Origin of the sequence: Mesorhizobium sp. WSM4884, from assembly GCF_029625675.1 — a bacterium.
Lineage (GTDB): Bacteria > Pseudomonadota > Alphaproteobacteria > Rhizobiales > Rhizobiaceae > Mesorhizobium.
The window spans coordinates 15,122-36,615 of the sequence record NZ_JARTVO010000035.1; the positions used below are offsets into that span (position 1 = coordinate 15,122).

The following is a 21,494-nucleotide window of genomic DNA, read 5'->3' on the forward strand; positions in this document are numbered from 1 at the left end:
GCTGCAGCGCCCTCGTTGCAATTTCTGTCGAAGCTCGGAACACCTCTTTTGCTGGCGGAGGCCGAATGGCATTTCGATTCGTACACACGGCCGATATTCATCTCGACTCGCCGCTTCGTTCGCTGGCGATGCGAAATCCCGATCTTGCCGGGCTGGTGGGCGACGCCAGCCGCCAGGCATTCGTTTCGATAGTGGATCTCTGCCTTGAGGAACGTGTGGCCGCGTTGGTCATTGCTGGCGACCTATACGATGGCGACCAGACTTCAATGAAGACAGCGCGGTTCTTGGGCGCGCAGATGACACGCCTGCACCAGGCCGGCATCATGGTTTTCAAGATCCGCGGTAATCATGACGCCCTGTCGCGGATTTCCAAACAGCTGGTATTTCCCGACACCGTTACCATCTTTGGTGGTCGTGCTCAGTCGGTATTGCAGACAGCCGGCGGTCTGGACGTCGTATTCCATGGTTTGAGCTTTGCGAACCCTAAGGCGCCGGACAGCCTGTTAACCAAATATCCGGCGGCTCGTGAAGGGGCCGTCAACATAGGCATCATGCATACCAGTCTGGCTGGATCGCCAGGTCACGACGTTTACGCGCCCTGCAGCATCGCTGACTTGCACGCCCACGGTTTCGACTATTGGGCCCTCGGCCACATCCATGCTCGCCAAGTCCATCCTGGCGCCAGTGCCGTGGTGATGCCGGGAATACCGCAGGGGAGGGATATCAACGAGGCCGGTGAGAAATCAGTCACCCTGGTGACGGTGCGCCACGACCGTTCGGTGGAGATCGAGGAACGGCTGACCAGCGTTGCGCAGTTCGAACGGGTGAGCGTCGACCTTACCGGAGCGGTGGAGTGGCCCGAGGCCGTCGCGCGTGTTCGCTTCGCACTCGAAGAGATGCGGGCAACCGTCCGATCGCGTCATGCTGTGGCTCGCATTGGCCTGACAGGAACGTCACCACTGATGTGGGCGCTGATCCGCGACAGGGACCTCCTTCTTGCCGAAGCCGAACAGGCTGCGGAACAGCTAGGCCATACGTGGGTGGAGAAGCTCGAGCTTGACCTCGCGCCGCCTCGGACGGAGACCGCCGAGGATATTGCTGATCCGATTTTCGAACTCGAGCAATCAATGCGTGCCGATGCCACCTCGGAGGCCTTCCGCGCTGAGGCGAGGGCGTTCGTCCAAAAGATGGTCGCCGACCTTCCGGCCGACGGGCGGGATTTTGCTGGGACGGACGAAGCCGGGCTGGAACAGTTCCTCGATCAGGTGCTTTCCAAGGGCGCGGACTTGGTGACTGCCCGCCTTAAGGCCGGTGGATCGTCATGAGGTTGCGGCGCCTTGACCTCATTCGTTATGGAAAGTTCACCGATCGTTCGATCGACTTCGGACCCAAACCGGAATCCGGACCTGATCTGCATATCGTGTTTGGCCTGAATGAGGCCGGCAAATCGACTGCGCTTTCGGCCTATCTAGACTTGCTGTTCGGCATCGAGGAACGGAGCCGCTACAACTTCCTGCACGAGTACAGTGCCATGCGCATCGGCGGGGTGCTGGAACTGGCCGGCTCCGAACACACGTTCACGCGTACGAAACAGCGCAGTAATTCGCTATTGAATGCGACGGGCCAACCGGTAAGCGAGGTGGCGATCACGGCGCATCTCGCCGGTCTGTCGCGCGACGCCTACACGACGATGTTCTCACTCGATGACGAGACGTTGGAAGCCGGCGGAAAATCTATCCTGGAGTCGCGGGGCGACCTCGGCAAGCTTCTGTTCACGGCCAGCGCCGGTCTTGGGAACGCAAGTGATACGTTGAACGCCCTCGAGGCCGAAGCAGACGCTCTGTATCGGAAGCAGGCGCATGGAACCGAACTGGCGCTGTTGAAGAAGCGCCTTGTTGACGTAAAGTCGCGCAGGGATGCGATCGACACCCTTGCATCAACCTACGAGGGCCTGGAGGCCGAACGTCTCGATGCAGCGCAGCAGTACGGCCGAACCATCAGCGATCGGGCGGTGCTGGTGGCCAGGCTGGATACCTTTGCTCGTTACGTGCGTGCTGCGCCGATGCTGGCGGATATCCGGCGCAAGATTGCCCGGCTGGATCAGCTGCCGGACATCGCCTCCCCAGCCCGGACATCGACGGGAAGTGTCACCGAACTGATCGATGACGATGCCAGCCTCAGAACGCGGCTGTCCGCAAACATCGACGAGACCGAGCGCCTGGCGGAAAAAGTCACTGCGGTCGACGAGGACGAACCGATCCTGTCGATTTCCGAACGCATTCGCGGGCTGGCGGAGAGCAAGGTGCGCCATACCGCGGCTGGCTTTGACTTGCCCACTCGCAGGATGGAGCTGCAAATCCTCAACAACAGCGTGGCGAGCTGCCTTGCCGCCTTGGGCCGATCTTCCGAGGCGGATCCTGGCGCGCTGCTTCTGCCTGCCGTCACCGTTGGCGTCGTTCGCGCCATGGTCGAGCAGAGGTCCGGGATTGCTACCGGGATGCGTGCCGCTCGCGACGAAGCCGCGGCGGCACTCGATGCGCTGCAGGTGGCAAGGCAGCGGGTCGGCGAGGAAAGGGCGGTGCCCGAACCTGCCAGGGCAAGGCTGGGCTCGGCTTTGTCGAAAGCGCGAGCAAGCGGACACCAGGCAGAGATTAGGACGGCTCGCGAGGCGGAAGATGCGGGAACAATCCGATGGAAGGCGGCGCTCGCGCGCTTGCGTCCATGGAACGGAGATGCCCTCGCTCTCGCCAACGTCGCGGTTCCGAGCGCCGGGCAGATTGCCGCCTGGAAGACGGTAGCGTCAGAACTGGCAAGGAACACCGCCGTACTTGCCGAACGCCTTGCTGAATACGAGGGCAACCATGCCATGCTCGCCGCACGATTGGATGCCCTTCGTGCCTCGGGCGACATTGTCGACGATGAAGCGGCTACCGCCATCCGCCGAGTTCGCGATGATGCGTGGGCAACGCACCGCGCAGCGCTGACCGGTGACACCGCTGACGACTTCGCCGTGGCATTGGCGCGCGATGACATTGCCAGCGCAGGCCGGCTGGCCGGCGCGGCGGATCTGGCTGAGATCCGGGCAACTACGCGCGAGCTGGCCGAGGCCGCGGCCAACCTGTCACGCAACGGCATCCAACGCACACAGCTCGGCAAGGATGTGGATACCCAATTGTTGGAAATCCGCGCGGCCGCCAGGGACCTGCTCGGAGACGCCGTGGAACCTTCGTCTGAGCGCCTGATCGAAAGGATCGAGGATCAGATCGAGGCGCGCAGCGATGCGCTCGCTGCCTGGGAGCAGATCGAACTTGCTCGCTTGAAGGCCGAGCGAGCCGCTGACGCCGGCGAGCAGATACGCTTGGAAATGAGAGCAGTGCTGGGAAGCGTCGGCATTGTATCAGAGTCCAACGACACCCTCGAAGCAATCATGGCCATCGCGGAGCCGTTTCTGGATCGGCAGCGCAAGGTGGACGCCGAGTATGCCGAGGCGCTCAGAATGGTGAGCTCCAAAGAAGAGGATCTAGCGGCACGACGGGTTGCAGTAGGTGTGGCGGAGCGTCGCGAGGAGGAATGGCTGGCCGGCATTACCGAAGCACTCAAGGGAACTTGGCTCGAAAGCGGGCTCTCCGCATCCGGCGTCGGCACTGTGCTCGATCAATTGGCCGAACTTTCAAGAAGCCTGCAGGAACGGGACGACCTGCAGCTGCGTATCGACAAGATGGAGGCCGACAGGGCCAATTTTCTGGTCGAGGTCATCGCCGTTGCGGTTGAAGCCGACGAGCCGACGAAGGATACCGACCCGGAGCAGTTGGCCATCCGCCTTGCCGAGCGCCTAGAGCGTGCCGAGCGGACACGTGAAACGAAGGCAAGCCTCGGCAACGACCTGAAGCGCCTCAAGGAGGCGCGCGACATCCTCGACACTGAGATTTTGGCACACGAACGCCGCAAGAACGAGGTGCTGGGCGTCTTTGGTGTCGCCACTCTGCCCGAGGTAGTCGAACGCGATGAGCTGTTGCGTGAGCGCGATGGCTTGCGCACCACCGTCGCCGAACTTGAGGAACGGATAGTGGCGGAGCTCGCGGTCGACGGATTCGAGCAGGCCCGCTCGATCCTGGACGCGATCGATTTCGACGGCCTCGCGGTCGAGAAGGCTGAGGGTGAGCAGCGGCTTCGCCTGTTCGATGAAACCATCCAGCAACAGCTGATCCGGCAGACGCGCGCGGCCGACAAGCTGGACGCCATCGGCGGTGATAGTGCGGTTGCACGCCTGGATGCTGAACGGCGCACAACCCTGCTGGAAATCGAGGAGAAGGCCGTTCGCTACATAGAGCTGAAGCTTGGCATCATGTCGGCTGGCAATGCTTTGCGGATCTACCGTGAGAGCCATCGCTCCGGCATGATGGCGCGCGCATCAGACGCGTTCAAGCTAATGACGCGTGGCCAGTATTCGGGGCTGACAACCCAGCCTGTAAGAGGTGGTGAGGTTCTCATTGCTGTGCAGGGTGACGGGCAATCCAAGGTCACCGAAGCGCTTTCAAAGGGTGCACGATTTCAGCTGTACCTTGCCCTAAGACTCGCCGGTTATTACGAGTTCGCGCAATTTCGGCCCTCGGTCCCATTCGTCGCCGACGACATCATGGAGACGTTCGACCATATTCGCTCGGAGGAGGTTTTCAGGCTGTTCGGAGCGATGGCAAACACAGGTCAGGTCATCTACCTGACGCACCATAAGCATCTATGTGAAATAGCTGAGGCTGTCGTACCGGGAACGAGGATCCATCAACTCGCACAGTAATTTTCTCCGGAATACGTGAACGAACCAGTGAAGGACGCCGAATTTGACGGCAAGTATGCGCCCAAAGTCAGACGTTCCGGCAAACTTCGCGTTCGTCCAAAAGCGGACATATCGCCCGAGCCATAGACGGCCCCGATGTGCCCATAATGGACGTCCTGCAAATTCATTGTCCTGCCGAATCTGGACTTCGAGAGCTGGCCCTAAACAGCAATTGTATCGCGCCTAGCCGTCCTATCGCCGGGGCGCCAATTGTAAACAACGGCGAACTATACCAATATCGTTACTGGCTTCTTCCGGTGCGACTCGGGAGAACGGGATGGGCAATGAACGCGAAGACGCAAACGGGAAAACACAGCGCCGCTGGCCAATACCTCGGCTATGCGCTTCAACCTGTACGCCTTTGCTTTCACCTGCTCAACGCGCCTAGCGGCGCCTTGGTCTCTCTTGAACATTTAGACGATGTGGCGGTTCACCTGGTCGGCGGCGAAGTCGTTCTTGAGCAAAGCAAGAGCGCACTGAAGCAAAATCCGATATCCGACTGGGCTGCGGACCTGTGGAAGTCTCTGGCCAACTGGCTCAGCTTCATGGCGGCGGGAGAGATCGACCCGGCGACCAGCCATTTCCGGCTATATGTCACACCGGTGAAGGCGGGTGCCTTCGCGATCGCGCTGAACGACGCGAAAACAGATGCCGACGTGGAGGCGCTGGTCGCTAACCTCGCCAAAGCCCACAGCAAGCTGAAAGCTGCACCGGCATGCGACGCCGACGTCCAAGCTTTCCTGAACGCTGATGCGGCTCATTGCGCCGCCTTGGTCAAGAATCTCGCCGTTATCAGCGTCGATGCAGATCCCGTCGATCCGATACGCGCGATCTTCAAGCCGACGGTCTCTCCGCTCATCATCGACCTAGTGTGCGAACGCGCGATCGGCGCTGCGAAGGAGGCGGCGGACAGGCTGATTAGAGCTGGCAAGCCCGCCATCTTGGACGTGGACGCGTTTCAGGCCGAGCAAAGAGCATTTGTTCAGAAGAACAACCTTCCAGGGCTGCTGTCGTCTTTCACCAAGCAACCGCCTGTCGAGGCCATCGAACAATTGATCGCCGACCGTCCCGCCTTCGTCCGCCAACTCGAGCTGATCGAGGTGGGAGACGAAGCGTGCGTCCGGGCTGTTAGCGATTACCTTAGGACGCTCGCCGACATCTCGATCTGGGGCGAAAGCGGGCTAATCTTTGAGAAGAACCTAAGTGACTGGGACGATGATCTTGTCGGTCGCTATGAGCACGTCAGTGCAGAGGTGCACGACATACAGGCCGGACACCCCGCAACGGTTCGTGGTAGAATAGTTTACAGGCGCTGCGCGCAGTTGCAGCCTCCACTCGATGGTCGAGTCGTCCCCGGTCATTTCGTCCACGGATCATTCAACGCCCTTGCCCACGGCCTGCGCCTCGGCTGGCATCCCGACTACCAGACTCTTTTGGAGCCAGCGACTTGATTGAGGCTGGCCGATCGCACCTACCGCTCAGCGACCTCGCCCTTGTCCAGAATCCAGGACTTGGGGCTTTCGCATTGTGGCAATTTGGCCAAGGTTTCCAGGCTGAGGACGAACGTCCAGCGCCGTTCGCCTTGGCGTTTCTCGTGCTGCCAATCGTCCTGCATCGCGCAACGCTCGAAATCGTGACTTCGACAAACCGACCCTCTGGACTGGCGCTCTTCGCGGCCAAGCTCGGGAAGGAACGGGAACAACTCCTCGCCGTCCACGAGCGAGCGCTGCTGCTGCGTACTCTGACATTGCAATCGGCCGCTGTCGGTGTGAGCGGGCGGCTGCTGTCCGTGGATTACAAGGATGCTACTTTAAGAGCAAACGTACCAGAACCGAAACCGAGGAGGCTCGTCCTTCCAGAGCGCGTCAAGCACCTCGGACCTGCCTCGGAGAAATTGGGTTTCTGGTTTTCGAACCTGGGGACCGCGCAGGTGGCCAACCTGTTACGGGTGGAGTTCTAGATGTATTTCCAGCTTCGAAAACTGATCCTTTGGCCCCGCAATGGTGCAGCGCCGCGGGTCGTCAAGTTCGAGCCCGGTGTCGTCAACGTCATCAGCGGCGCGTCGAAGACCGGGAAGTCCGCCGTTATCCCTATTGTTGATTACTGTCTGGGCTCGGAGAAATGCGCGATTCCGGTGGGCGTAATCCGCGAGAACTGCAGCTGGTTCGGCATTCTGATCGAGACGCTGGAGGGCGAAAAGCTCTTGGCGCGACGCGAACCGGGGGACCAACAGAGCACAGGCGACATGGTGCTGCTGGAGGGCGCACAGGTCGAAATTCCGGAGACGATCACCGACAAGACCACCAATGTCGACACGGTCAAGCGCGCGATGAACCGCCTGGCAGGACTGACTGACCTCGACTTCGAACCAGGTACAGAGAATGGATTCAAGCAAAGGCCAAGCTTCCGCGACCTCATGGCCTTCACGTTCCAACCTCAGAACGTGATCGCCAATCCCGACGTGATGTTTTTCAAGGCCGATACGACGGAACACCGGGAGAAGCTAAAGACCATCTTCCCGTACGTTCTGGGCGCGGTCACGGCAAAGATTCTCCAGGCGCGGTTTGAGATCGATCGGCTCCAGCGCAACCTCCGCCGGAAGGAGGCTGAGCTACGCGCGATCGTGTCGGCAACTGGCGCTTGGCGGGCGGAGGCGGAGGCGTGGCTGCGTCAGGCAGTCGAACTTGGCCTAGTCGATTCCTCCACTGAAGTGCCGAAGGACTGGAGTGACGTTGTTGACCTGCTTCGGCGCGTGTCGAACAGCAACTCAAGTCTTGCTCGACCAAGCCTGGCCGGCATCGATGTGGTGCTGACGCGTCTGGAAACCCTTCGTGCGTCGGAAACTGAAATCGCCGCGCGACTTACCGAGCATCGTCAGCGCCTGAACGAACTGCGCCGTCTGGTGGAGAGCAGCGAGGCGTACGGCGACGCCATGCGCATCCAACGTGACCGCTTGGACCTTTCCACGTGGCTGAGGGACTTGGCCGACGAGTTCGCCGATCCGTTGGTCGCACTCGGGGACGGCGGCCGCGAGAAGGTCTTGGCCCTTTGCGACAACCTCGGCGGTCTGGAGATCCGACTGCGGACCCACCCTGCGATGTCTAACACGCTTGACAAGGAAATCCTGCGCCAGCGCGGCGCCGCTGAAGCGGTCCTATCTGAGTTGAACGATGTCCGTAGCGAGATAGCGGTGCTGGAACGGGACTCTGACGTCGCCCGAGACGAGGCCAATCGCTTCGATAGGCTTGAGCGCTTCCTCGGTCGATTGGAGCAGGCGTTGCACGTCTACGACCGCGCCGACCAGTCGTCGGATTTGCGGCAGGAACTCACCTCGCTGCAGGCCGATATTGCAACGCTGCAAAAGACGATCTCCGAGGCCGACATCCAGCGCAAGCTATTCAACGCGTTGCACCAAGTCTCCCATCATGCCAATCGGCTGATTCCGCAGCTTGACGCGGAGTGGCCCGAGGCCCCGATTAGGCTGTTGATTGAAGACCTGACCGTCAAGGTGACTAGGGGAACGCGTGAGGACTACCTGTGGGAGATTGGCAGCGGCGCCAATTGGCTCGCGTATCACGTCGCACTAATGCTTGCGCTGCAGCACTACTTCCTGGCCGAACCTCATCACCCAGTCCCTGGTCAGCTGATCTTCGACCAACCTAGCCAAGTCTATTTTCCTAAGCGGGCGGCGGGCGACGAGGGCCCCGACCTCATCGCGTGGAGGGATCAGGACGTGGTCGCCGTCAGGAAGGTCTTTGCGCTCCTAGGCGCTGAGGTCATGGCCGCGAAAGGTCGCCTCCAGATCATCGTGCTGGATCATGCAGATGAGGACGTCTGGGGCAAGCTTCCCGGAGTCAAGTTGATTGAGGAATGGCGTGGACAGGCCCTCGTGCCTCAGGCTTGGATTGCCGCCGCATCTTCCAACGGTGGATAATAATCTGCTGCCAGAGGAGAAGGCATGGCGAACGTGGACGAGATCAACCGTCTGACGGCCCTTGGCTTGAACGTCATCACAGCCATGGATGTCGCGGAAGGAAAACTAGACGAAGCCTTCGAGGTCGCCCGCGCTCAGGAGAAACGCAAGGTCGACATCTGGTGCAAAGGAAGAAAGAACATTCCGGTTGCACTGACTGCGATATGGGACTGCGATCCTGCAAACTTCTATCTCGCGTTCGACGGCGATGATCCCAGCGACCACGCTTCGACGGATTTCATTCTTATCGACGCTGATGTCACTGACGTTGGCGGCAGGCTTACCTACGCCGCCAGCAGGGACAAGGGTCCTTGGCATCAACGTTACAAGAGCAAGAGCTGTGGGATCGCCTACCGATGGCTGCATGGCCGCGGTGTCACACCGCCTTTGCTCGGCGAGTACCAAGGCCAAGTTCACATCGTAGGAGGCATGCACCGCTTCCATCTTGCCAAGCACTATGGGACGACGCGCATGCCATTCCTCGTCCGGAGGGCCGAACTAGCCGCAGTAATGGCGTTGATCCCCTCGGCGACCGACACCGCCAACTCGTAATGGCGGGGACTGCAGAAAAGAAGCGAATGAGTTGCGAACTTACCGGGATCACTCCCCGAAAGCTGACCGACGGCTTCCGGCCCCGTTGCGGCCATTCTTACTCCCGCACTTTGGCTTTTCCAGCGCTAAACCGGCCTTGGGCGATGAATGGAAACGGTCAGATGTTCCCGGTCTGTGCTCGAAAAGTCGCATAAAAGGGCAGACTGGTGTGACGTCCGGAATTATTGGGCCTTTCACGGGTTTACCGGTCCCGAATTATCGGTTGCTGGCGGGCGGGCTATGCGATTGAAAACAGGAGAGTTTTCTGGCTAAGGGTGGGGTTTCAGACTGAGTTTACCAATGCCCTTAATGACGATTAATTCTGGATTGGCATCAGGTGATTGGGTTTGCGCAGAATATAGCCGCCCTTATTGGTAAACCCGCTCACGGTCGACAACGGATTGGTCAACCTAGGACGACAGGATTGGTAAACCGGAGCCGCCCTATCGACGAAGGTCTAGCTTGGCGCATTCACTGTCGCCGGTAGGCAGATATTCGGGCGACAATCGGGACCAGCGTGCGACGCCGCCAAGCGTGAGACACGTCGGCTACGCCGCAAATCGACACGGTTTGACCGGGCGCAATACCGCACCGATCTTCTAATCTCGGCTTAATTCCGGAGAGAGGCAGATAATTCCGGACGCCACACTGATTGGTAACCTAAGGCCACCCACCACGCGGATTGGTAGCCCACAGGAATAGGTTTGGTAACCCTTATCGAGTGAGGGCCGCTCGTACCTTTCGGCGGGTTCGTTTCAGTTCTAAGCCCGGCTTAATTCTGGACAACGACAGATAATTCTGGACGGCACAGTGGAACTCAACGCGTTGTAAGGATGGCATAGAGAAGCAGTAGCCCTCCAGTCTCGCTACTGGAAAAATTCTGGAAAATGGGTCTGCTTGGCTGGACGCAGAACGTTGTGATTATTCAGCCGGCATTTCTGAAGCTTCTCGAACACAAACAGCTTGCCTTCGCGCACGCTATCTTCGAGCGACTTCGCCTTCGCCAGATGCGCCGCAATCGCGCTGGCCAGCATGCAACCTGTTCCGCGCATCGATATAGCAAGGCGCGGCGTGTCGAAGTGGATGGGTTCATGATCGGAGCGTAACAGAATATCGGCCGATCGGGGACCCGACGCGTGCCCACCCTTGATCAGCAGGGCCTGAGGGCCGACGGCCTGCAGTCTTTGTCCTTGTTGGAGCGCACCGTCCTCATCCGAAGCCGGTTCGGAACCAGTAAGGAGCGCCAGTTCAGGAAGGTTGGGCGTGACAATGCAGCAAAGCGGCATCAAATCGCGCTTCATGGCAGCGATAGCGCCTGCTTCCAGAAGTGCGCGGCCTGAGGTGGAGGCCAGCACAGGGTCGAGTACTGCCGGCACTTGCGGAAATTTGCGCAGCACTGCGGCAACGGCAACAATGATCTTGGCAGTCGCCAGCATGCCGATCTTGATTGTGGCTACGTCGTTGGCCTGTAGCGCGGCACACATCTGATTGGCCACCATGCTGGGTGGCGAATGATGGATTTCGATCACGGCGTCGTGCGTTTGCACCGTTAGCGCTGTGACGGCGAGACAGGTGCGCACGCCAACGGCAGAGATCGTCTCGATGTCGCGTGCTATTCCAGCACCCCCGCTGGAATCTGATCCGCCAACGACAAGCACATGCGGTTCTCGTCTCATCGCCATCGGTCCGTCTTTTCGATCCATTCTCGCGTGCGCGCTTCGGGGTCGAAGCTCAACGTGATGTCCGTGACCACTGCGGCGCTGTTGGCGCCGGCCTCAAAGACGCCGTCGAGGCGGTCGGGGTTGAGGCCGCCGATGGCGACCAATGGGATCGGCGCCACCCGCCGCTTCCACTCGCTGATCCGCTCTAGCCCTTGCGGTGCCCACTTCATTTTCTTCAAAGTGGTGGGATAGATCGGACCGAGCGCGACATAGTCGGGCTCGGCAAACATGGCCGTTTCCAGCTCGACATGATCATGCGTGCTCAATCCGAGCCTGACGCCCGCTGCCCGTATCCTCGAGAGGTCGGCCGTTTGCAAATCCTCCTGGCCCAGATGCACGAAATCGCAGCCTTCCTCGATTGCCAGGCGCCAATAATCATTGATGATGAGCTGGCTTTTGTGTTGGACACACCAGGCCTTCGACTTGCGGATCTCCGCGCGCAGCCCGGTTTCATCCATGGTTTTGATGCGAAGCTGAATCAGCTTGACGCCGAGCGGCGCCAACCTTTCGATCCAGGCGGCGCTGTCGACGATCAGGTAGAAGGGATCGAGCTTCATGAAAAAACGGCCCTGCCGACCATCGGTGTCGATGGCACGGCGACGTCGCGCGGTTCGAGCATTCCCGAACTGAACGCCTCACGACCGGCGTCGACCGCCTTACCGAAAGCACGCGCCATGCCGACCGGATCTGCCGCCTTGGCGACCGCTGTGTTCAGGAGCACGGCGTCAAAGCCGAGTTCCATGACGGTGGCCGCGTGCGACGGCCGTCCGAGCCCCGCATCCACAATCAGCGGGACGCCAGGGAAATATCCGCGCATCGAGCGCAGCGCCGTCATGTTGACCGGTCCCAAGGCGGAACCGATCGGTGCGCACCACGGCATCAGGACCTTGCAGCCCGCTTCCAGCAGCCGCTCGGCGACAACGAGATCGTCGGTGGTATAGGGGAATACCGCAAAGCCGTCCTCGCACAGGATGCGGGCGGCTTCAACCAGACCGAACACATCCGGCTGTAGCGTGTCGTGATTGCCGATCACTTCGAGCTTGATCCAGTTGGTGCCGAAGACCTCGCGCGCCATTTTCGCGGTGGTGACGGCTTCCTTGACGGAGAGGCAGCCGGCGGTATTGGGCAGGGTTCTGGCGCCCAGCGAGCGGATCAACGACCAGAATTGTTCGCCGGCCCTACCGCCCGCCATCTCACGCCGCAACGAGACGGTCACCACCGACGTGCCCGATGCCTTGACTGCATCGGCAAGGATGGCCGGCGAAGGATACTGAGCCGTGCCGAGAAGCAGGCGCGACGAAAGCTCGGTTCCATAAAGCTCCAACATGCTAGCCGCCCTGCATGGGCGAGAGGATTTCGATCCGGTCGCCGTCGCTCAACTGGAACTCCGCGCGGTTGGCTTTGTGCACGAGGTCGCTGTTGACGGCGGTGGCGAGCCAATCGCCCTCATAGTCGAGCGCGGCAAGCAACTCGGCCAGCGTGGTGGCGGCAATCTCACGCGCCTCGCCGTTGACCATCAGTTTCATGAGCATGCTCCTTGGTTCTGTCTTGACTGAAAACCAGGTCGGCAGCCTGGCGCGCCATGGCGGGGGCGAGGAGAAAACCGTGACGATAAAGACCGTTGATCGCGATGATCTCACCGTCTGTTTCGACGCGTGGCAAATTGTCGGGAAATGCCGGACGGACACCCACACCGGTTTCAACGATCTCGGCCTCACCAAAGGCCGGATGGAGGGCATGGGCGGCGCCCAGCAGCTCCATCATGGAACGCGCCGTCACCGGTCCGGCGCTCTGGCTTTCAATCATCGTCGCTCCGATCATGAAACGGTGATCGGTGCGCGGCACGGCATAAAGCGGAAAGCGTGGATGAAGCAAACGGACCGGCCGCGACAGCGAGACATCAGGCGTGCGAAGGATCAGCATTTCGCCGCGAACACCGCGCAGCCTGTCATCGGCCGCTGCCATTCCCATGCAGTCTATCTGACGGGCGAATCCCGAAACAGGCCGGGCGTCGCAGCCGAAGTGGAATTTGACACCCATGGTCGCAAGCTTGTCATGAAGTGCCGCCATCGCCGGGCGTGGGTCGAGGTGAGCCTCGTCGGGGAAGAGCAATCCACGCCGGAAGCGGCCGGCGAGGTCGGGTTCCAGGAGCGCAATTTCGTTTTCATCGACGCGCCGATGCCCTGACGTGCGACTGGCGAACCGGTCAAGCTCACCGGCATCACGCGGCGCGGCCACGACCAATGTCCCGGCCCGTGTCACCTGACCCGACAGCACCGCATCCCACCAGTCGGCAGCATCGCGTCCGAGATCCAGCACCGGCTGCTCCGCGCTTTCGCGCTCGCACCATGGCGCCAGCATGCCGCCGGCGAACCACGACGCGTTGCCACCAAGGCCATGCCGCATCTCGGCGACGGTGACCGTCGCGCCGCGGGCGGCGAGTTCGAAAGCGACGGTGAGGCCGGCAACGCCGGCCCCTTTGACGAGCACCCTCATGATGGTTTGGGAGCCTCTGGCACGACCGGTACGCCAGTCTCGTCCGCCTGCATGTAGAGATCGCCGCCCTCCCGGTATTTTGCCGCCATTGCCGCCATGCCTTCCTTCTGGGCCTCGGCACGGATGTCGTGGGAAATGCGCATGGAGCAGAATTTCGGCCCGCACATCGAACAAAAATGTGCCAGCTTGTGCGCCTCCTTGGGCAAGGTCTGGTCGTGGAAGGACCGTGCGGTTTCGGGGTCGAGCGACAGGTTGAACTGGTCCTCCCAGCGGAACTCGAAGCGCGCGCGCGAAAGGGCATCATCCCTGGTTTTCGCTGCCGGATGGCCCTTCGCCAGATCGGCTGCATGGGCGGCTATCTTGTAGGTGATCACGCCAATCTTGACGTCGTTGCGGTCGGGAAGGCCGAGATGCTCTTTCGGCGTGACGTAGCAAAGCATTGCGGTGCCGAACCAGCCTATCATGGCGGCACCTATCCCTGAGGTGATGTGGTCATAGCCCGGCGCGATGTCGGTCGTCAGCGGCCCCAACGTGTAGAACGGCGCCTCACCGCACACTGCGAGCTGCTTGTCCATGTTCTGCTTGATCTTGTGCATGGGGACATGGCCCGGGCCTTCGATCATCACCTGGCAGTCCTTTGCCCAGGCAATCTTGGTGAGTTCTCCAAGTGTTTCCAGTTCGGCGAATTGCGCCGCGTCGTTCGCATCGGCGATTGAACCGGGACGAAGGCCGTCGCCGAGCGAGAAGGAGACGTCATAGGCTCTGGCGATGTCGCAGATCTCCTCGAAATGCTCGTAGAGGAAGCTCTCCCGGTGATGGTGCAGGCACCATTTGGCCATGATCGAGCCGCCGCGCGAGACGATGCCCGTGACCCGGTCGACGGTCAGCGGGATGTAGTGCAGCCGCACGCCGGCGTGGATGGTGAAATAGTCGACGCCTTGCTCGGCCTGCTCGATCAGCGTGTCGCGGTAGACCTCCCAGTTCAGATCCTCGGCGATGCCGTTGACCTTTTCCAGCGCCTGATAGAGCGGCACCGTACCGATCGGCACCGGCGCATTGCGCACGATCCAGTCGCGGATGTTGTGGATGTTGCGGCCGGTCGACAGGTCCATCACCGTGTCCGCGCCCCAGCGGATAGCCCAGACCATTTTTTCGACCTCTTCGGCCATCGACGATGTGACAGCCGAGTTACCGATGTTGGCGTTGATCTTGACCAGAAAATTGCGACCGATGATCATCGGCTCGCTCTCGGGATGATTGATGTTGGCGGGAATGATTGCGCGCCCGCGCGCCACCTCGTCGCGCACGAATTCGGGTGTGACGAAATCTGGGATCGCCGCGCCGAAGGCTTCGCCGTCGCGTTGCAGCTTGCCGCGCATCACCTCGCGGCCGAGATTCTCGCGGATGGCTACGAACTCCATTTCTGGCGTGATGATGCCGGCGCGCGCATAGGCAAGTTGGGTCACCGCCTTGCCCTGCTTGGCCTTGAGCGGCCGATTGCGTATCGGAAATTCCGGTGTCAGGCGCTCGCCGGTGGCGAATCCATTGTCTTCCGGCCGGACGTGGCGGCCGTCATAGGCTTCGACATCGCCACGCGCCGTGACCCATTCGTGGCGAAGCCGGGCAAGGCCTTTTTCGATGCTGGTTTCGACTGATGGATCGGTGTAGGGGCCGGACGGATCGTAGACGGTGACGGGCGGTTCGCCGGCCGTCGGATGGACGGAAATCTCGCGCATCGGCACCCTGATCTGCGGGTAGAGGACGCCGGGCTTGTGGATTTTCCGCGAGGCGGGCAGTGGTCCCGTCGATACGGCGGGGGTGAGGGCATTCATCGTGAGGCTCCTTTGCTCATGCATTGGAGACCCAGTTCTGTGCCGGAAGGATGAAAAGACGCTTCTGTAGACCTGCTGCAACAGGACCTCGGGCGTAAACTCCCGCAAAGCGCTTGCACCGTCCCTACGCCAGTATGAACTGGATCAGGTTCAACGGGTCACTGCGCCGCGAAAGCCAGCAGTATCTCAGCCCCTTGCCGGGACTCCCCTGGTGAATGCCTTAGGTTGAACGGGCTGACGCTATCTTGTCAAGCGCATTCGGGCGCCTTCGGCCGGTGGCGACGACCGGCGGCCAGCCGGGCGGAGAGCTCGCGCATGCATCGGGGACAAGTCACGCCCCGTAGACCGGGGCTGAATGGCCAAAGCCTCATTCGCTTCGTGAAGGATGGAGAAACTGTATTGGCCATGTGCGCGTATCGACCAAGTAGCTCAGGCGGTCACGGATGTGGTTATTCTGGTCGAAGGTGACGAACGGCCTTGGGGGTCACCTCCTTTAGGATTCAGAGGTTGGAAGACGGCTTCTCGCGATCACGGCCATCAGGAAATACCTGTCTTCGGCTCAACCTCGACATGGCGTCCGATCGACCGCAGATATACAGCTATCTCGTTCATGAGATGATCGCGTTCGCCGTAGATTTCAGCAATCCTACGCAGCTGTGGCTCGACGGCCCTCCGTTGCGCTGGCGTGAAATCAGCATCGCCAAAGACGTATCCCAAGTTGCCAATCGCGCAAATTTTGCAGCCGGCGTCCACAACTGCTTGTACGAATGCCGGAATGTCTTTTTCTTGCATGGTCTTCATGTCGAACCTCTCGTGAATGGCGTGCTTGCGCCCCAATCTGCCTTTTCAGCGTGTCCTCTGGGCGGCGCAAGCCCTGAGCGTGACTGTGCACGGGCAACCTCGACTATCCCATCTGCCACGCTCTTTAGAATCGGTGGGGTCTGGTGATCGCAGGCTGGGCCACTCAAAAGCCTGCAAGAAGAAAGTCATGGCGACCATTGCTCAAGATCGCAAGGGTGCGTGCAAGACCTTCCGTTGGCAGTCATGCACGCTCGCTCAGAGATAGTCCGGCCGCGGAAATTCTCCCTTATTCGTAAGAAAGCTCATTGAGCAACTGGGCATTGAGCAACTGGGTCTCACGTCACGGGTCTCGTGTGCTTCACAGCCGAAAAATAGCCGCCGTGGCAATTCTCGAAAAGTGCAGGCTACCTCGTTAAGGACACTGCGGATGATCGTTCGCGCTTGGCAAAAGCGAACGGATTAGTCTATGGCTCTCGGCAGGGGGGCGAGTTATGCGGCGGGTGCGAATCCTTCAAGTAGGCGATATTCACTATCCGGACTGGCATCCTTCCTCTAGCAACATCGATGCCAAGGATAGCAAGTTCGCTCCGAAAATAACGCAGAAGCTACGCGCGTCTTCGCTGCGTGCCGTCTTGACGAAACTTCGGCGGCTGACGACTTCGAAGCCCTTGGATTCGATCGCCTTCATGGGGGATTTCACGAGCCGTGGCGACAAGACCTTCATTGCTTCGGCATTCCAGCATTTCACGTTGCTCTGCCGCGCACAGGGACGCAGTTCAAAGGCGCTTCCGTTGATATTCGTACCGGGAAATCACGATGTGAACCGTGATGACGCGCGCGAACTTGGACCGACTGAGAAATTCAGCGAAATGGCGAGTTTAGCCGCCCGCTTGGGTTGGCAGACCGTTCCCGTGGACCAACCCGTGCACTTCAGACTTCCGACAGGATCCGCAGGCGCAAACTTCATCCTCGTCAACACAGCGATAGGCAGTTGGGAGCTTCAAAACCTTCCCGCGTTCCTTCGTGATCGTCTCGAGGCACTCAGTCCTTCTACAGAGCCTCTAGATCTCGGCTCGCCGGACATCTCGGGACATTCGCCCGCGACACCTCCCAGCGATCCAGACAAGGAGGCGTCCGACGACGAGTATTACGGTCAGATGGACACGCCATACATCTCGCGTGAGATGCTTGCAGGCCTACAGGAATTGCTCCAGCAGCCCGACATGCGTTACGGCATCATAATCGGCCATCACAATCTGCTGCCACAAAAGACTCCGCGCATTACGCCATACGCGGAGATGCTCAACAGCGGATTTGTCAGAACTCAGCTGCTGCAGGGCAACAAGCCTATCGTCTACCTGCATGGACACATACATGCTGATCCGGTCGAGATCGTCAACGATCCAAGGTTTCCGGACGGCAAATTGATCTGCATCTCAGCACCAGAGATACAGTCAGGTTTCAATGAGCTCGTCTTCTTCACGACCGATCAGGGAGAGCTCGTCGGCATCCGACTTATACCCTACCGCACCAATGTCGCCGACGGGACGGTCATGGAAGGCGAACATTGCTTTATTTCGACCATGTCCAACGGCAAGGCCTTTCTGAACAACGACACGTTTGACCTGCTGCGCCGACTGCGCGACCATGCCACCAGGCGCGGGAATGGGTTACTCTTCTGGGACGAGATCACTGAGATTGCTGCCTCCGCCGAGCTCGGGCTAGATCTGGAAGACTCTCTTCTGATGCTCCAAGCGGCGCGCTTCATCGAGATAGACGGCCTCACCAAGGCAAACTCGGCTTGGCGCATTAAGGTAAGGGACGAATAGCGATGGAGAATCCGTTCGGCCCCAACAGGATCGAGTACGAAAGCCGCCCGATACTGTGGTTCAGTCAGAAGTCGGCGTTGATTTCTGCCGCCGCCAAGCCGGTCTTCGTCGCAGGGACGAGAGGCAGCGGCAAGACCAGCATTCTTCGCTCGCTTTCCACAGTCCATATTCTTGAAGACAAAAGTCTCTCGGACCAAGTCGGCAAGCTCGCTTGGTATGGCGTCTTCTTCCAGCTCAATGAGACATTCTCGCCCCTAATCGACAACGCCGTTCTGAACCTCATTCCGGAGCGGATACGCTTCGACACGGCCGCCGTGATCCCGCGGCAATTCGTAATCTTCTCTCACTATCTGGAGCTGAAGATAGTCGAACGCCTGCTCGAGAGCATCGGCCAGCTCAGACGCGACGGCCACTTGAAATACCGGGCCTCCGAAGATAGGGACGTCGCCCTGGCACTGCATCGCGAAGTGCTGCACTTCATACCCCAACCTGCCCGTCTCGACTTCTTCAGCATCGATGAGCTGCGGGGTGGGATAACCCGGTACGTCGACGAATGCTTCAACGCGTTCTTCTTTGCCGCCGATGCCGGAGCGACCGGCTTCAGAGCAACAGACCCTGGCGCGATCATTAACAAGGTCGCGACCGCGATCACTCCACTTTTAAATGGCCCATCTTTCGCCGGTGACAGGGCGCCCTTCTTCAAGATACTGATTGACGACTGTGAAGCACTGACACCGCTCCAACAGCAGTTCCTGAACACCTTGGTGAGAAAGACGCGCGGCAACGTGAAATGGGTCCTCGCCTACATCGGCGGCCTCTACGACACGATCCGGACGATCATACCCGGCCAGTCGCTCTCGAATGCTGACCGGGACGTCGAGAATCTTGATTCAGTCGATCCGAGGGAGTTCGCCACGCTGTGCGAGAACGTGTCGTCGCTTCGGCTGTACTATGCGCTTCCTGACCATCTGCGGAGTGATCTCGAGCGCAACGATGCGCTCAGCGCGTTTTCGCTCAAAAACCGGCTGGGGCGGCTTTCCGTCAATGACATCATCGAGCGGGTTATCATATCGGGTCATTCCGAGGGCAGAGAAGAGCTTGTGGCACTTGCTGATGCAGCACGTGAATTCCTCTCCGTGAATTTGAGGACGGCGGATCAGCAGCAATTCCTTCTTGATCGAAAAGCGCGCCCTTATGCCGAAGGGCTGGCGCTCGCGCTCATGAACCCGGAAATTAAGCGCCGGCCCATGAGCAAGGCGGATGCTTCAAATCTGAAGAGGTCGATCGCCCGGAAACAGGGATGGGCTTTTCTGAAAGCGTGCCAGATGCTGCGTCTGCATGACTACCCGTACGTAGGGCACCAGATCATCACATCATTGAGCGACGTCTGTATACGCGATTTCCTTGATATAATGGGAGAGATCTTCCGCCGCAGTGTTCCGAGTTCCAGTGATCCACGAAAACTGGTGGAATTCATCAACTCGGATTTACAGATTCATCTCGAACAGCAGAGACAGGCTGTGAACGCCGCCTCTCAACGGAAGCTTGATGGACTTCAGGCGCTTTCACATCCGTACGAAGAAGAGAGCGTGCGCATGGTGCGGGCGTTGGGTTACCTGACCGCTCGCCTCCAGACAGAGTTTGCCGAAGAAAATGCTCTAGGAACGACAGAGAGAGGCATTTTCAGGGTTGATCTAAAGGAAATGCGCTCGCTGGTGAACCGACTGGAGCAACCCAGCGGAAAACTGGACGAGGTCCTGCGTCGGGCGGAAAGGGATGGGTTTATCCGGGAGGTCTCCGCCGCCGGCAACTTTGAGGTGGACCGCGCCGACCCCGCATCGAAGGAGATGATGATCAGATTGCATCGGCGATTTGCACCTTACTTCGGGTTCTCCTATCGCGGCCCGTACGAAATCAACACAATCCCTGCGGCGCGGATGGTCGACCTGCTTTTTACCAGGCATCGGCTCCCAGAAGACTGGGCCGACTCGGTGTTTAAGGAGCTCGTCGCGCGGCCCGCACTCAAGACCGAATTCCAGCACTCGCTTTTCGAGAGCGATCTCGAATGACCGCTTCAACTGTCGAGTATCGAGTCTTCGGCCATCTGGCCGTCACCGAGAAGGCGAGAGATGCAGGTACCTGCGAAACGATGGAGGCAGATATCGCGATCGTCGCGCTTGGATGGGAAACGCGTTTCGCCGCGTTCGAAAACCATCTTGACCTGAAGGTCGGCAAGATCGTGGTTCTGGACTTTGCTCTGAAGGAAGCGAACGTCCCAGCCGTCGAAGAAAACCGGCGAAAGCTCATCGCTATGGGTACCCGATGGGGCGTCGAAGTGACTGTGATCACCCTCGAGCCTTCCATCGAGTATCAGAAGAACATCAATCTCCTCGATCACCTGCTCACTCAGATGGCCGCTTCATGTGGCTCATACGAAGGAAGCCTGCGGAAGGTTTTCGTCGAGTGCTCGACGATGCCGCGAATCTACATCCAATGGCTGATTGCGGTGGCATTCAAGAAAATGTCGATTCAGTCTCTCGAATTCGGGTACGCCGAAGGTATCTACGGGAACGCGATCGGCAAAGAGGATTTTTCCAGCGGCTTGGACCGATACGTCACCGTCCCTCATCTTCAAGGCAGCGGAGGAATGGGCGAAGAGAAAGTCCTGCTCGTGGGGATCGGAGGAGATGCCGACGTATTCTACGGATTGATCGATATCGTCAGTCCGGAACGGATCTCGCTCCTCGTCCCAAGAAGCGACAAGAATGCGCATATCGATGCTTTGCTCGATCAACAGGTGGCCAAGGTACGTGAAACCCACCGGCTCGAAGATGGCGAAGTTCGCGACATCCAGGCTTTCGGGCTGATGGCCCACCTCGATGCTTTCGAGACGTATCTCGACGGGTTCGGCTCGCGTGCGGTGGTGAACGTTTTTGTCAGCGGCCCGAAGGTTCAGGCCATCGCTGCTGCCGTGCTCGCCTGCTCCGACAGCCGCGTCCATCTCAAGGCAAGAATTCCCACCTCCTATGCCCATCGTGAAGTCTCAGCGAATGGGCGGTATCATATCTATAGGCTGATTGACCTGACATCCCCTGCCTGCAGCCTTCCCGGGACGTTCTGACACTATCTTGCATTCGAGTAGCATCATGGTCCCAGTAGCCGTTCCGCCAAGCCTTCAGCGCATGTTCGTGTCGCCCGATCCGGTCGATGGGGGGCTAATTCCCACTTGGAAGCTGCTCTACATCAGATCAGGGGGGAATGCAGACTGGCAGAATTCCGTCTAATTAGCGACTAGCTAAAACATATACTCAGGCGAGACTGTTCAGCATAGAAATAGTGAGTCGGCCGTGAACTATCCGCAAGCCATTGATCTGGCCTGTTGATTGAGGCGGATAGCGGCTTTGGAATTGCAGGATT

The 21,494-nt window shown here is 59.5% G+C and carries 16 protein-coding genes and 1 riboswitch; of the genes, 9 read left to right on the forward strand and 7 right to left on the reverse strand.

Annotated features, from left to right (window positions below; genetic code table 11):
- The first annotated feature begins 65 nt into the window (after nt 1-65).
- The 6 genes from P9236_RS29710 to P9236_RS29735 all read left to right on the forward strand — a co-directional run bounded on the left by P9236_RS29710 (nt 66) and on the right by P9236_RS29735 (nt 9,359).
- Nucleotides 66-1,325 carry a DNA repair exonuclease gene (locus P9236_RS29710; RefSeq protein WP_063169423.1) on the forward strand — a complete coding sequence of 420 codons (1,260 nt, stop codon included), beginning with the start codon at nt 66-68 and terminating at the stop codon, nt 1,323-1,325.
- A complete protein-coding gene (locus P9236_RS29715; RefSeq protein ID WP_063169422.1) occupies nt 1,322-4,795 on the forward strand; it encodes an AAA family ATPase in 3,474 nt (1,157 codons plus the stop codon). The genes P9236_RS29710 and P9236_RS29715 overlap by 4 nt, the downstream gene beginning before the upstream one ends.
- A 323-nt stretch (nt 4,796-5,118) precedes the next feature.
- The gene (locus P9236_RS29720; RefSeq protein WP_063169421.1) at nt 5,119-6,285 is read left to right on the forward strand and encodes an ABC-three component system protein; all 1,167 of its coding nucleotides are present in this window, start codon (nt 5,119-5,121) and stop codon (nt 6,283-6,285) included.
- Nucleotides 6,282-6,794 carry a three component ABC system middle component gene (locus P9236_RS29725; RefSeq protein WP_063169420.1) on the forward strand — a complete coding sequence of 171 codons (513 nt, stop codon included), beginning with the start codon at nt 6,282-6,284 and terminating at the stop codon, nt 6,792-6,794. Before P9236_RS29720 ends, P9236_RS29725 begins: the two co-directional genes overlap by 4 nt.
- Nucleotides 6,795-8,768 (forward strand): DUF3732 domain-containing protein, encoded by a 1,974-nt coding sequence (locus tag P9236_RS29730; protein ID WP_063169419.1) that lies wholly within the window; start codon nt 6,795-6,797, stop codon nt 8,766-8,768.
- Between the two features lie 24 nt (nt 8,769-8,792).
- Nucleotides 8,793-9,359: a hypothetical protein gene (locus P9236_RS29735; RefSeq protein WP_063169418.1), complete on the forward strand. Its 567-nt coding sequence runs from the start codon at nt 8,793-8,795 to the stop codon at nt 9,357-9,359.
- Nucleotides 9,360-10,264: 905 nt separating this feature from the next.
- Here the strand turns inward: P9236_RS29735 and P9236_RS29740 are convergent.
- From P9236_RS29740 to P9236_RS29770, 7 genes are all read right to left on the reverse strand, one after another.
- Nucleotides 10,265-11,080 carry a hydroxymethylpyrimidine/phosphomethylpyrimidine kinase gene (locus P9236_RS29740; protein WP_063169417.1) on the reverse strand — a complete coding sequence of 272 codons (816 nt, stop codon included), beginning with the start codon at nt 11,078-11,080 and terminating at the stop codon, nt 10,265-10,267.
- Nucleotides 11,071-11,676, reverse strand: a complete 606-nt coding sequence (locus P9236_RS29745; protein WP_063169416.1) for a thiamine phosphate synthase — start codon at nt 11,674-11,676, stop codon at nt 11,071-11,073. Before P9236_RS29745 ends, P9236_RS29740 begins: the two co-directional genes overlap by 10 nt.
- Nucleotides 11,673-12,446 carry a thiazole synthase gene (locus P9236_RS29750; protein ID WP_024504259.1) on the reverse strand — a complete coding sequence of 258 codons (774 nt, stop codon included), beginning with the start codon at nt 12,444-12,446 and terminating at the stop codon, nt 11,673-11,675. The genes P9236_RS29745 and P9236_RS29750 overlap by 4 nt, the downstream gene beginning before the upstream one ends.
- Before the next feature lies 1 nt (nt 12,447).
- Nucleotides 12,448-12,645 carry a sulfur carrier protein ThiS gene (gene thiS / locus P9236_RS29755; RefSeq protein ID WP_024504260.1) on the reverse strand — a complete coding sequence of 66 codons (198 nt, stop codon included), beginning with the start codon at nt 12,643-12,645 and terminating at the stop codon, nt 12,448-12,450.
- Entirely contained in the window at nt 12,614-13,615 is a 1,002-nt protein-coding gene (gene thiO / locus P9236_RS29760; protein WP_063169415.1) for a glycine oxidase ThiO, read from the reverse strand. Before thiO ends, thiS begins: the two co-directional genes overlap by 32 nt.
- The gene (thiC, locus tag P9236_RS29765; protein ID WP_063169414.1) at nt 13,612-15,447 is read right to left on the reverse strand and encodes a phosphomethylpyrimidine synthase ThiC; all 1,836 of its coding nucleotides are present in this window, start codon (nt 15,445-15,447) and stop codon (nt 13,612-13,614) included. The genes thiO and thiC overlap by 4 nt, the downstream gene beginning before the upstream one ends.
- Nucleotides 15,448-15,550: 103 nt before the next feature.
- A riboswitch (TPP riboswitch) is annotated at nt 15,551-15,667 on the reverse strand.
- Between the two features lie 317 nt (nt 15,668-15,984).
- Entirely contained in the window at nt 15,985-16,248 is a 264-nt protein-coding gene (locus P9236_RS29770; RefSeq protein ID WP_082826710.1) for a hypothetical protein, read from the reverse strand.
- Between the two features lie 491 nt (nt 16,249-16,739).
- On the opposite strand from P9236_RS29770, the gene P9236_RS29775 reads away from it, so the two are divergent.
- Genes P9236_RS29775 through P9236_RS29785 form a run of 3 tightly spaced genes read left to right on the forward strand, consistent with a single transcriptional unit; the run spans nt 16,740 to nt 21,198 of the window.
- Nucleotides 16,740-18,077, forward strand: coding sequence for a metallophosphoesterase (locus P9236_RS29775; protein ID WP_063169413.1), 1,338 nt, complete (start codon nt 16,740-16,742; stop codon nt 18,075-18,077).
- Nucleotides 18,078-18,079: 2 nt separating this feature from the next.
- Entirely contained in the window at nt 18,080-20,146 is a 2,067-nt protein-coding gene (locus tag P9236_RS29780; protein ID WP_063169412.1) for a hypothetical protein, read from the forward strand.
- The gene (locus P9236_RS29785) at nt 20,143-21,198 is read left to right on the forward strand and encodes a hypothetical protein (RefSeq protein ID WP_063169411.1); all 1,056 of its coding nucleotides are present in this window, start codon (nt 20,143-20,145) and stop codon (nt 21,196-21,198) included. The genes P9236_RS29780 and P9236_RS29785 overlap by 4 nt, the downstream gene beginning before the upstream one ends.
- Nucleotides 21,199-21,494: the final 296 nt, after the last annotated feature.